Here is a 12,919-nt window from a genome sequence, read left to right as displayed (position 1 = left end):
TGAATAATTAAATTTTAAATTTTTTAAACTTTCATAATAAAATTTTCTTTATTCAGTCCAGACGTGTAATACTGCCAGTTTACAGTGATTATTTCTGTGACTGCTTTCTTCAGATTGCTATAATTATTCTGTTTTTTCATAAAAACATTGATCCCTTTTACAAAAATTTCTTCGATTTCATGTTCAGATAACCATTCAGAATATAAAACAGTTGTCATTTTATTGTACCTGAAATTTTCCTTAACCTGATCGATCAATTCTAAGCTGTTTTTTTCAGGAAAGTCATAATTCATAAATAAAACTTCAGGCACCAAAGCATCTTCTTTCATTAAATAATCAACACCAACTTTTCCGTCGGAAAAAAATAAAACTTTGGTTTTGATTTTTAAATCTGCAAATATACTTTTAAAAAATATTTGAATTCCTTCATCTTCTTCCACAACAATTACATTGAGATATTCTTTAGTCATGCTACATTGATATTATTGATCATACTTTGAAACTTCCTTTTCTTCAGCATAATTTTCTGAAACTGAGAAGGTGTAATACCTGTAGTATTTTTAAACTGCGTACTTAAATGTGCAACACTTGAATAATTGAGCTTGTGTGCAATCTCCGTAAGACTTTGCTTATTTCTGATAATCAAATCTTTGGAACGCTCAATTTTCTGAATAATAATGAAATTTTCTATCGAAGTATGGGTAACTTCTGAAAAAAGATTTGACAGATACCCATAACTGTGATTTAGTTTTTCGGAAATATAAATAGAAGCTTTTACAGTAACTGCTTCCTTAGAAAAAACCAGACCCACGATAGTATCTTTAATTTTTTGAACTAATGCAACCTTCTGGCTTTCAATAATTTCTATTCCGTATTCTTCAAGGTTTTTCTTAAAAATCTTATGCTGTTCCTGAGTGAAGGATTCATAGAATTCTACTTCTCCGAAATTCAGCAGTCTGTATTTCAAACCCTGTTCTTTGAGTTTTTCTTCCAATACCTTTTTGCAAAGAGCATTGAGATCAAATTTAACATACATTTTCATCCTTATAAATAGTGTGAGTGAATTATCAGTAAATATAATAATTATTTCAATAAAAAGTGAATTAGAAAAGACAAATATCAAAATAAATAAAAAATTCCTGCATTCTTAAAATACAGGAATTTAAACACTAAGGATGAAAAAAAATATACCGATAAAAAGTTCTTATACTTCAGACCGAGCATATATGTATTGTTATATTATTTGGCTCTTGTACAAAGATGAATAAAAAAAATACATCACTTCTTATAGAATTACGTTCAAATCTTATATAATTTTAAGTCACTTAATTTTGAATTAATACTTCCATCAGGTAATCATCCATTACATAGCCATTTCCAATATCGAAAATCCCTTCATCAAATACCTTATAACCTTGAGATTCATAGAATTTCCTGGCAGAATTATGTTTGTTTACATTTAAAATAATTCTCTCGTCTCCACTCTCTTTTACTTTTTCACTTAAAAATGCCAATGCAGCTTTTCCCAACCCTTTTCCTTTACTTTCTGGAGTAAGGTAAATTCTGTGAAGTTTGGTCGTGTTCTCTTCATAACCCACTTCATATCCTATAAAACCATCGAAAGAATCTTGAGTTTCATCTTTAATTAAGAAATAATGATAATTGGGTTGTTGTAAATGATTTCCAATTTCTTCAGCCGAATACATTGTCGACAGCATATATTCCATTTGTTCGCTGGAAAGTATTTCTGCATAAGCATTTTCCCAAGATTTTCTCGCCAATTCCTGGATCAATGGAATATCATTTTCCGTAGCTTTTATAAACTCCATATTTTAATTTTAATGATTAAAAAAAGTGAAAAACCATAGGCTTTCCACTTTATATATTTATTAATTGATAATTATTAAATGTTAGCCATTTCAACTTTAATTTTAGCATACAATCCTTCTGAAGCCGGAACTAATGGAAGTCTTAAATAATTTTTAATGATTCCCATTTCTGCCAAAATCACTTTAACTCCGCAAGGGTTTCCTTCTGCGAAAATCAATCTCGTGATTTCTACTAACTTGTTGTGAATTTCATATGCTTCATCTACTTTTTTATCAAAAGCCAATTGAACCATTGTCGAAAATTCCTTTGGATATGCTTGTCCGATAACAGAAATTACACCCGCTCCACCAGCTAACGTTACAGGAAGAGTATATTCATCATCACCAGAAACCAAATTGAAACCTTCAGGTTTTTTTCTTAAAATATCAAAATACTGTAAAATATTGGGTGCAGCTTCTTTAATTAAGAATAAGTTCGGGAACTCTTTTGCCAGACGTAACGTAGTCTCTGCTTCAACATTTTGTCCAGTTCTCGATGGAACATTGTAAATAATAATATTTTTTCCCGTGGAAGCCAACATTTTATAATGCTGGTAAAGCCCTTCCTGATTCGGTTTATTATAATATGGAGATACAGAAAGTACCGCCTCAAAAGCTGAAAGATCAGCTTCTTCAATCTGTTTTTTTACTTCAAGAGTATTATTTCCACCGATTCCCAACACCAAAGGAACACGTTTATTATTAACTTTAATGATATGATCAATTACCTGTTTCTTCTCGTCGTCAGAAAGCGTTGCAGCTTCTGCTGTAGTTCCCAAAACAACTAAATAACTGGTTCCGTTTTCGATGTTATAATCAATCAATTTTGTTAAACTGTCGAAATCTACGGATAAATCTTCATTAAAGGGTGTTACCAACGCAACACCTACTCCTTTTAAAATGCTCATCTGTTAGAATTATTTTTTCCAAATTTAATAATTTCGACTAAGAATTTCTAATAATTAATAATGTTTTATTATACATATAATTATATTTGCATATACTAAAAGATATTATGCGTCGCTATGATCGAAGTTATTTACAAAAATACTAAAGTACGAGCGATTACATATAATCTTAAAATAATTGATGCATATGAAAAATAAATTCTTGTTATTAGGAATTGCTCTGGCTACACTTTCAGCCTGTAAGACAGCTTCATCGGCTTCTTCCATGCAGCTTGAGGAGGTGAAGACCCAGAAAAATATTTCTATTAATAATGAGCTAAAGAATGATGAGGAGTTTGTAAAAACTATTGAACCTTATAAGCAAAAATTGGATAAAGAGATGAACCAAAAAATATCTCATACCAATACAGACCTTACAAAGCAGGGCGACAATAGCAATTTGGGTAATCTTTTGGCAGATTATACATTCGATGGAGCTGATGAATGGGCAAAGACTCATCTTAAAAAAAATGTAGATGCTGCATTGATTAACATTGGAGGAATCCGTACAACGATCGGAAAAGGAGATATTCTATTGAAAAGTATTTTTGAAGTAATGCCTTTCGAAAATGAAGTGATTATTGTAAAAATGAAGGGTTCAGATTTGCAGGGATTGTATGATTATTATGCAAAAACCCAGGTTAATAATCCGGTTTCTCATTTATATATTGAAACCAATAACGGACAACTAACCAAAACTTTGATCAACGGAAAAGCGGTAAATCCTACGCAGGATTATTACATCGCAACTTCTGATTATCTGGCTTTGGGCGGTGACAACATGAAATTCTTCGCCAAAGGAGAATCTATCTCAACAGGAATTAAATTAAGAGATCTTTTTATTGATTATTTTAAGAAAAATCCTGAAGTGGTGGCCAATACAGATGTTCGTTTAAATTTTATCGGTAAGAAATAATGGATAGAAAAAGTTTTTTAAAAGCAATAGGTGGCGGAACTTTAGCAATGGCTTTAGCTCCCAATATGATGATGGCGGAAGAATTAAATATTCTTGATTTAAAATCTGCAAATAAACTGACTATTCTTCATACCAACGATCAACACAGCAGAATAGAGCCTTTTGATGCAAGCTATACCAAAAATCCAAATCAGGGAGGTTTTGCGAGAAGGGCAAGTTTAATTCAGCAAATCAGAAATCAGGAAAGTAACGTTTTACTTCTTGATTCAGGAGATATTTTTCAGGGAACTCCTTATTTCAATTTCTTCGGAGGCGAACTGGAATTTAAATTAATGTCGATGATGAAGTATGATGCTTCAACGATGGGAAATCATGACTTTGACAATGGTTTAGATGGATTTTTAAAGGTTTTGCCCAATGCAAAATTTCCTTTTATCTGTTCAAATTATGATTTTAAAAATACAGTTCTCGACGGAAAAACCTCTCAATACAAGATTTTTAATAAAAACGGAATCAAAGTTGGAATTTTTGCAGTAGGAATTCAGTTAGACGGACTGGTTGGCAAAAAGCAATACGGAGAAACAATATATTCAGATCCGATTGATGTTGCTCAACATTATTCCAACTTTCTTAGAAACGAACAAAAATGTGATCTTGTAATTTGCCTTTCACACATCGGCTACGATTATAAAGACGAACCTAACAAAATAAGTGATAAAATTTTAGCTGCCAAAACAGAAAATATTGATATTATTTTAGGCGGGCATACTCATACTTTCTTACCGGAACCTGAGACTTTTACCAACAGAGCAGGTAAAAATGTTTTGGTAAACCAGGTTGGATGGGCAGGTCTTCTGTTGGGCAGAATAGATTTCTTCTTCGATACTAATAAAAACGTAAAACATATTTCCTGGAATAATCAGGCAATAGACAGCAGCATAACAGCATAAGCATGAAAAAACTCTCTTTAATTTCTCTTGGTATTTTGGCATCTCTGCAAGTTGCAAATGCACAAAACATTTCTTCAAAAAAATGGGCAGACCTATTTTCTTATAACAATGTTCTTGCTATGAGAGAAGATAATGGAAAACTCGTTGCAGCAGCAGAAAACGGGATTTTCTACTATACAGTTGCCACAGGTGAAATTACAAAGCTGTCTAAAGCAAACGGACTGCACGAGATAGGAATTTCAGCTTTTGATTACAATCCGCAGACTAAAGTCGCACTCGTAGGCTATAGCAACGGCTCATTGGATGTAATTTCTCCGGATGGAATTAAATATATTGTTGATATTCCTATTGCAACAGGATATAACGGAACAAAAAAGATTAATCATATCTCTATTACAGGAGATCTGGCTGTTATTTCTGTAGGATATGGAGTTTCTATTTTTGATTTAAAGAAAAAAGAATTTAAAGATTCAGCGTTCTTTTTGTCAGGTGGAGTTTATCAGGCGAGTAATGAAGCAACAATTTTTGGTAATAAAGTATATTCCGTAACCAGCATAGGATTAAAAAGCCATGAAATGAATATAACGTTTCCGGTTTTTACTACCTGGACGACGGATATGCCCGGGAATTTCAATCACATTGATTCTGAAGGTGTTATTTCTTTTTCATCTGCCAATTCAGCTTATATTTTAAACAGTGGAACGCCTGTTCAGATTGCACAATCTTTTGCAGGTATTCATGATGTTGTGGTAAATTCCGGTAATATTGTTGTAACGGATGCGGCTAGGATTTATACATTTAATACTAGCGGAAATTTCAGCACTTTCGCTGCATTAGGGGAAGAGTGTAATACAGCAACGACTGTTGGGGGAAAAATATATGGTGGAACTATTCTGTCAGGCATTAAAGATGAAGCTAATAGTACCTTTAAACCGGATGGTCCTTATTTCAATTTTGCCTATAAAATAAATTTGCATGGTGAAAATCAACTATTGGTTTCAACAGGTTCAAGAGCGGGTAGATTTAATGTGGCATTAATAAATCCTAAAAATCCAGGATTCTATTACTATAACGGAACGGGATGGGTTTATCCTTCCTATTTCTTAGGAAATACTACAAAATTCAATGTATTAGATGTAGTTTCAGATCCTGTAAACCCAAATGATATTTTCTTCACCAATTACAACGATAACACTGGGAGAGGTATTTATAAAATGAAATATGATGATGGAAGTAAAGATTTCACTTTCACAAAATATTATGATCTGGGAACTACAAATACCAATACAAGACGTCCCGTAGGTTTTGCGTTTGACGAATCAAACAATCTATTTTTATCAATGTCATTTTCCGGTGAGGGATCAGCACCAGGGGGATATACTGCTATCGGAGCTTACGATCGTGGTACCGATAATTTTTTGGTAAAAAATACGGCATCTAACTTTGGAGCCGCTCAAAAACCAATTTATTACGAAGGATTATTATGGATTCCTACTCCAAGATTAAAAGGATTTTTAGTATATGATGCTAAAAAAACCGTCAATACTTCAGATGATACAGAATATCTTTTAACAGACAACGGGTTTCCTGCGTCTTCTAATGGTAGTGTTTCTGTAGCGTTAGATAAATCAGGAGACGCATGGATTGGCTCAGATACAGGCTTAAGAATTTTACCTAATGCCAATTCAGAAATTAAAACTCCGGCAAATGTAACCGTAGAACCCATCATTATTGAGCAAAACGGCTTAGGGGAAGAACTTTTCCGAGATGCCCAAATTTTACAGATTGAAGTAGATGCAGGAGATCACAAATGGGTTTCTATAGAAGGTGGTGGTGTATATTATCTTTCAGCAGACGGGCAGCAGACGATTAAACATTTTACAAAAGAAAATTCTCCACTTCCTACTAACAGTATTACAGATATTAAAGTTGACAGAAAGACAGGAAAAGTATATTTTGTTTCCTATAATGGAATTGTAACATATCAGGGAGATGTTGCCGACGTTACCTCCGGTTTTGGTAATGTTTTGGTATATCCGAATCCTGTCGTAGCTTCTATTTTCAAAGGAAAAGTAACCATTAAAGGTTTGGCGGAAGTTACGAATATCAGAATTGCCGATACAGCCGGGAATGTAGTACATTCTGCGGTAGCAAGAGGTGGATATTACGAATGGGATCTCAACAATCAACGAGGAAAAAGAGTGGCTTCGGGGATATATTTTGTACTAATGACCAATGAAGACGGCTCAGATAAAGCTACTGCAAAGATAGCTGTGGTTAATTAATGAATTCACAAAACGGCTTTTTACTTTCGTATATAAAATATGGAGAAAACGATGCAGTCCTGCATTGTTTTACAGAAGAAGATGGCTTTCAGTCTTATTTTTTAAAGGGTATTTATGCCAAAAAAAACAAGAAAAAAGCCTTGCTTCTGCCACTAAGCAAACTGAGTTTTTCTTTAAATCCCATAAAAGGAAGCGGAATACAGACGATTTCAAAGTTTGAAATGGTTAAAAGCAACGATATTTATTCTGATATCAGATGTAATTCTGTTGTTTTTTTTGTTTCAGATTTTTTGAATCAAAATTTAAGACATGAAAATAAAAATCATAATATATTTTTTTGTCTTGAAGAATTTATCGACGAATTAGAAAATCAGAATTACCATTCTCACTTCATTTTTTTAATTAAAATTTTAAAAATTCAGGGCGTTGCTCCTTTGTTGAATGACGGAAAGTTTCTAGATCCGGAAACAGGAACTTTTTCCTCTGAAATCACGCACCAGATTTTTAATGAAGACATTTCAACCATTTGGAAAGTAATACTTCAGACTCAGAATCCTTATCAAATTAAAATCCATTCCTCTTTCCGAAAAAATTTCTTAGACAGCTTATTGGTCTATTATCACTATCATATTACTGATTTTAAAATTCCGGTATCACTGGAAGTTCTTCAGCAGATATTTGAGTAAATTATTTCATCAAAGCTGAATTGATATTTAGTACATATTATTTATCATCCGGCATTTCAGTTTCAGATTCTGCGATTTCTTTTTTGGAAAATCTCGGCATCAGAATTTTCGCAATTAAACCCGTCCAACCCGTCTGGTGAGAAGCTCCTACTCCACGACCGCTGTCTCCGTGAAAATATTCGTAAAACAAAATATAATCTTTAAAATCCGGATCGGTTTGAAATCTTGGATATTGGTTATTAAAAGGACGATTTCCATTTTCATCTTTTAAAAATAATTTTGATAATCTTTTACTTAAAGCATCGGCAATCTGGTCTAAATTCAGATAATTTCCGCTTCCTGTAGGATATTCAACCAAAAAATCAGGACTGTAATAAAAGAAAAACCGCTGCAGGCTTTCGATCAATAAAAAATTAATAGGAAACCAAATCGGCCCGCGCCAATTGCTGTTCCCACCGAAAAGCCCGCTATCACTTTCTGCCGGTGTATACTTTATCGTAAAATCGTTTCCGTTCAGGTTTATATTGAAAGGATTTTTTTCATATTCTTTTGACAGAGCACGAACTCCAAATTCACTTAAAAACTGTTCAGGATCAAGCATTCTGCTTAATAGTCTTTTTAAACGGTGACCCCGTAAAAGTGAAAGCAAATGTTTAGATTCATCACCTTTTACTTCCCAATGCGAGACCAAGGCTGCCAGTTCGGGCTTATTTTCCAAGATCCAGTTCATTCTTTTCTTAAAATTTGGAAGCTTTTCAATCATTTCATCATCAATTACCTCAACAGCGAAAATAGGAATTAACCCCACAATCGATCTCAATTTCAGATACATATGATTTCCATCATCAGAAGCAATGGCATCATAGAAAAATTCGTCTTCTTCGTCCCAAAGACTGAAACATTCATCGCCCATATTGGCAAGAGAATTGGCAATTGCAAGAAAATGTTCAAAAAATTTCATCGCCATTTCTTCATAAACATTGTTATAAAGTGCCAATTCTAAAGAAATTCTCATCATATTTAAGGCAAACATTGCCATCCAGCTTGTTCCGTCGGACTGTTCCAGGTGTTCGCCATTCGGCAGCTTCATATTTCGGTCAAAGACACCAATATTATCCAATCCTAAAAACCCGCCTTCAAAAATATTATTCCCGTTATTATCTTTTTTGTTAACCCACCAGGTAAAATTCATCAGCAGTTTTTGAAAAGCACTTTCAAGGAATTCTATATCCGGTTTCCCTTTTAAATATTCATCAATTTTAAAAACTCTGAAGACTGCCCATGCATGAACCGGCGGATTGACATCGTTAAAATTCCATTCATAGGCCGGAAGCTGCCCGTTTGGATGCATATACCATTCAAAAAGAAACAATTTCAGCTGATGTTTGGCAAAATCCGGATCTATTAATGAAAAGCTTATCGTGTGAAACGCCAGATCCCAAGTCGCATACCAAGGATATTCCCACTTGTCGGGCATCGAAATGATGTGGTCATTGTTGAGGTGTTTCCAATTAAAATTACGGATTTTTTCTCGGGATTTTGGCGGTGTCGGCTCTGCGGGATCACCTATCAGCCATTTTTCAACGTTGTAATGATAAAACATTTTGTTCCAGAGCATTCCTGCAAAAGCCTGTCGCTGAACCAGTTTTTCATCATCCGTAGTTATTCCGTCCTGAATTTCTTCATAAAATTCTTCTGCATCATTTTGTCTCGCTGTAAGAATTTCGTCGAAATCTTTAAAAGGTTGATTTAAGTCTTTATCTGAAATCCTGAATTCAAAAGTTTTTGTTTCTTTTGGCTGAAAATTTTCATCAATTAAAAATGATGCTTTTGTTCCTATGTTTCTGGAATTGACTGATTGCGAATTTCCGTTAATGACAAAATCATTGATTCCGTCTTTGGTATATTTTGATTTGTTTGAAGATTGATAAAGTCTTTCGTTATTAGTTTCATTGTCGCAAAACAGAACTTTTTCAGATTGTTTTGCATACATATTTTTTACCTGTAAATCTTTATGGTTGATCTTTATAGAATTCCCATCCTCGGAATTCATTTGTGGTTTGTAATTATCATAACCCCAACTCCAAGTATTTCTGAACCAAATTGTCGGCAAAATAAGTAACGGAGCTGCATTCTCAGATTTGTTGACGATCGTCAGTTTGACTAAAATATCACTTTGACTTTCTTTAGCATATTCAATAAAAATATCGAAGTATTCATTTTTATCAAAAATTCCGGTGTCGATTAGTTCGTATTCCGTTTCCTGTTTGCTTCTCTGTGCATTTTTTGTAATCAGATCATCATAAGGAAAGGTATTTTGAGGATATTTGTACAGCATCTTCATGTAAGAATGCGTCGGTGTAGAATCCAAATAATAAAAATATTCTTTTACATCTTCACCATGATTTCCCTGTTCGTTTGACAAACCAAAGAACCGCTCTTTCACCATTTTATCCTTTTTATTCCAAAATCCTACGGAAACAACCAGCTTTTGGAGATCATCACAAATTCCGCAAATTCCTTCTTCGCCCCAGCGGTAGGTTTTTGCTTCGGCAATATCGTGATTGGTGTAATTCCACGCATCGCCATCTGCGCTGTAATCTTCACGTACAACGCCCCATTCACGGTTGCTGACGTAAGGTCCCCATTTTTTCCAGGTAACATCGGATAGTCTTTCTTTTTCGGAATTCATTTTGAATAAAATTTAATAAAAAAATTGCTGTTGAAATTACGACTGACTGCGCCCCGGATTGAACGGCCTGTCTGAGCTCTTTTTGTAAGCCGAGGGAAAAGCCAAAGTACAAAAAAGCGAGTAGTGAAAGCCGGAAATGTGCGCCAAAAAGTTATCCACCCGTTGAAAAACTTTCAAAAGTTGTCATTCCACCATCTACGAAAATACTCGTTCCGGTAATGTAATCTGCAAGATCACTGGCAATAAAAGCTGCCAGATTTCCAATATCCTGCGGCTGCCCGATTCTGTTGTAAGGAATTAAGTTTAATAATGAGTTTAAAGCTTCCGGAGTACTCCAGGCATCTTTATTAATAGGCGTTTGAATAGCTCCCGGACAGATAGAATTGATTCTAATTTTATCTGCACCATATTCCTGAGCCAAGGTCTGCATCAACATTCTGATCGCTCCTTTGCTCGAAGCATAATTGGCATGACCCGCCCACGGAATAATTTCGTGAACTGAACTGATATGAATGATTTTTCCGCAAGCGACGGAACGAGAAGTATCGATACCACGGCGAAGAAATTCTTTGATGGCTTCTCTTGCGCACAGAAACTGACCCGTCAAATTGATTCCGATGACAGTATTCCATTGATCAAGTGTCATTTCTGTAAATTTTGCATCTTTCTGAACGCCTGCATTATTGATGAGAATATCTACCGTCCCAAATTGTGATACTACATCCTGAAACATTTTTACGACCTGGTCTTCTTTGGAAACATCACATTGATAGGTAATTCCGTTTCCGCCGGCATCGGTAATTTCTTTTAAAACAGCTTTTGCTTCGTCGGTAGATCTTTCAGAAGAATGATTGACAATGATTGTTGCCCCTGCTGAAGCCAACGATTTTGCGATTCCTGAACCAATGCCGCTGGATGCTCCTGTGACCACGGCAACCTGATTGCGAAGTGATATTTCCATATTTATTATTTGATGTTACTCAAATTTAGTTGAAAGTATCACGCCAAACATGAAAATTTTGAATTAAAAATTTCTTAAAGTTTTTTGTACATTAAATATTGCATTCCGCTCCTGCCCATTCGGTTTTTTCCGTCATATTGATAACCGACTTTTAGATATAATTCGTAAGCAGAAATATTGTTTTGATTTACAGCTAAAACAATTTCTTTACAGTCTTTGAAATTTTCTTTAATAAAATCGTCGATTTTAAGCATGGCAACTTTTCCGATTCCTTGTCCCTGTAATTCAGGATTGATGGATAATGATCGTAACAATGTTGAATTTTGATTATCAGTTATATCCAATTTATCTTCACCAAAATCTAAGGTGAAAAAGCCTACAGGTTTTTTATTTTTGAAAATGGTGACAGGAAATTCTAAATCGGTGTTTCTTTCTGCAATTCTTTTTAATGCAAATTCGGCGGATGAAGTATATTCCAACTGAAGTTCGGTCAGTGGATAATTTAAATCAGGAAAATCCTCTTGATTGAAAAATCGTAAGCTAACCATACATTAATGATGATAGATATCTTCATACATCACTCCCGCACGAATTTCTACCGGCAATTTATTTTCCTCAGGAACAATCGGGCAGTTGTAATCGTATGCATTGTATGCGCAGTAAGGCTGATAAGATTTGTTGAAATCCAAAACAATTGTATTTCCTTTGGGAATTGTTAAATCCATATATTTTCCGCCGCCGTAGGTTTCTTTTTCATTCGTAGCATCACGGAAAGGCAGGAATAAATAATCTTTATATTTCTTCTGTTTAATTAAAGCTAAACTTTGATACAATGTTAAAGTGTAAGATTTTCCGTCTAATTCAAACGTTGCTTTACCATATTCTCTGTACGATTTTGTTTTTCCTGAAGATGTGGGTAATTCGAACGGTTCCGCATTTTCAGTTTTTGCAAACTTTGCCGTCACTCTGTATTTTGAATCAATCGGAAAGAAAGGGTGCGCTTTAAAATTCGTGAAATTATCTCCACGCAAAGGCGTTTCTTTAGGATTTAAATATTCTTCATTCAGTTCTTTCTGAAATTTTTTAACTTCAAAATCTTCTTTAGAATCTTTTTGGGAAAAGATAAACAAAGGAAGAAGTAAGAATATCAATATATATTTTTTCATTGATTTTTAAATAAATTAAAAAGATTCAGAAATTTTCACACGATAAACGTCCGAGGAGTTTCTTTTAATAGATTCCACAAAAAAACCGCCTTCTTCGGGAATGACTTCTTTTAAATCAAAACTTTTACAATCTTTTGGAAGTCCGGAAAAAACCAATGTAAACCAGAAATCTCTCATAAAAGGAACAGGTGTCCAATTGGGATAAATAGTGATATTCTCTGCATGAATTAATTTACTTTCATGATCAGACTGATTATCAATAAGGTAGGTTGAATTCCAGATTCTGATCAGATTTCCTAAAAATGGTGATGCGGGAAAACAACAATGCACAATGACTTGCTGCTCTTCCTGCACTTTCGCCTGAAGAGATTCCAGAAGTTCTTTTACAATGATTGGTTTTACGAGTGTTTCAGACATAATTTTATGGTCAATAGTGAATGGTCAATTT

General features: G+C 34.2%; 13 protein-coding genes. 4 read left to right on the top strand and 9 right to left on the bottom strand.

Annotated elements, in window-relative coordinates; translation table 11 throughout:
• Positions 1–23: 23 nt before the first annotated feature.
• From ASG22_RS07090 to dapA, 4 genes are all read right to left on the bottom strand, one after another.
• Positions 24–470: a response regulator gene (locus ASG22_RS07090; RefSeq protein ID WP_055982523.1), complete on the bottom strand. Its 447-nt coding sequence runs from the start codon at positions 468–470 to the stop codon at positions 24–26.
• Complete coding sequence (locus tag ASG22_RS07085) at positions 467–1,042, bottom strand: helix-turn-helix domain-containing protein (protein ID WP_055982521.1); 576 nt, start codon at positions 1,040–1,042, stop codon at positions 467–469. Before ASG22_RS07085 ends, ASG22_RS07090 begins: the two co-directional genes overlap by 4 nt.
• A 283-nt stretch (positions 1,043–1,325) precedes the next feature.
• Positions 1,326–1,829: a GNAT family N-acetyltransferase gene (locus ASG22_RS07080; RefSeq protein WP_055982519.1), complete on the bottom strand. Its 504-nt coding sequence runs from the start codon at positions 1,827–1,829 to the stop codon at positions 1,326–1,328.
• Between the two features lie 74 nt (positions 1,830–1,903).
• Positions 1,904–2,776 carry a 4-hydroxy-tetrahydrodipicolinate synthase gene (gene dapA, locus ASG22_RS07075; RefSeq protein WP_055982517.1) on the bottom strand — a complete coding sequence of 291 codons (873 nt, stop codon included), beginning with the start codon at positions 2,774–2,776 and terminating at the stop codon, positions 1,904–1,906.
• A 187-nt stretch (positions 2,777–2,963) separates the two neighbouring features.
• Between dapA and ASG22_RS07070 the strand changes: the two genes are divergently transcribed.
• Genes ASG22_RS07070 through recO form a run of 4 tightly spaced genes read left to right on the top strand, consistent with a single transcriptional unit; the run spans position 2,964 to position 7,652 of the window.
• The gene (locus ASG22_RS07070; RefSeq protein WP_055982515.1) at positions 2,964–3,731 is read left to right on the top strand and encodes a 5'-nucleotidase C-terminal domain-containing protein; all 768 of its coding nucleotides are present in this window, start codon (positions 2,964–2,966) and stop codon (positions 3,729–3,731) included.
• Positions 3,731–4,681, top strand: coding sequence for a bifunctional metallophosphatase/5'-nucleotidase (locus ASG22_RS07065; protein ID WP_055982513.1), 951 nt, complete (start codon positions 3,731–3,733; stop codon positions 4,679–4,681). The genes ASG22_RS07070 and ASG22_RS07065 overlap by 1 nt, the downstream gene beginning before the upstream one ends.
• 2 nt (positions 4,682–4,683) lie before the next feature.
• Positions 4,684–6,966, top strand: coding sequence for a hypothetical protein (locus tag ASG22_RS07060; RefSeq protein ID WP_185113789.1), 2,283 nt, complete (start codon positions 4,684–4,686; stop codon positions 6,964–6,966).
• A complete protein-coding gene (recO, locus tag ASG22_RS07055) occupies positions 6,966–7,652 on the top strand; it encodes a DNA repair protein RecO (RefSeq protein ID WP_055982511.1) in 687 nt (228 codons plus the stop codon). The genes ASG22_RS07060 and recO overlap by 1 nt, the downstream gene beginning before the upstream one ends.
• Before the next feature lie 37 nt (positions 7,653–7,689).
• Here the strand turns inward: recO and ASG22_RS07050 are convergent, their stop codons facing one another.
• From ASG22_RS07050 to ASG22_RS07030, 5 genes are all read right to left on the bottom strand, one after another.
• Positions 7,690–10,344, bottom strand: a complete 2,655-nt coding sequence (locus tag ASG22_RS07050; RefSeq protein ID WP_055982508.1) for an MGH1-like glycoside hydrolase domain-containing protein — start codon at positions 10,342–10,344, stop codon at positions 7,690–7,692.
• Positions 10,345–10,495: 151 nt separating this feature from the next.
• A complete protein-coding gene (locus tag ASG22_RS07045) occupies positions 10,496–11,305 on the bottom strand; it encodes a glucose 1-dehydrogenase (RefSeq protein ID WP_055982506.1) in 810 nt (269 codons plus the stop codon).
• Between the two features lie 74 nt (positions 11,306–11,379).
• On the bottom strand, positions 11,380–11,853 hold the full coding sequence (locus ASG22_RS07040; protein ID WP_055982504.1) for a GNAT family N-acetyltransferase: 474 nt from the start codon (positions 11,851–11,853) through the stop codon (positions 11,380–11,382).
• A 3-nt stretch (positions 11,854–11,856) separates the two neighbouring features.
• On the bottom strand, positions 11,857–12,471 hold the full coding sequence (locus tag ASG22_RS07035) for a DUF1684 domain-containing protein (RefSeq protein ID WP_055982502.1): 615 nt from the start codon (positions 12,469–12,471) through the stop codon (positions 11,857–11,859).
• A 15-nt stretch (positions 12,472–12,486) separates the two neighbouring features.
• Complete coding sequence (locus tag ASG22_RS07030; RefSeq protein WP_055982500.1) at positions 12,487–12,888, bottom strand: hypothetical protein; 402 nt, start codon at positions 12,886–12,888, stop codon at positions 12,487–12,489.
• Positions 12,889–12,919 lie beyond the last annotated feature (31 nt).

It is taken from the genome of Chryseobacterium sp. Leaf405 (assembly GCF_001425355.1).
In the GTDB taxonomy this organism is placed as follows: Bacteria; Bacteroidota; Bacteroidia; order Flavobacteriales; family Weeksellaceae; genus Chryseobacterium.
This window is presented reverse-complemented; position numbering and strand designations above follow the sequence as displayed.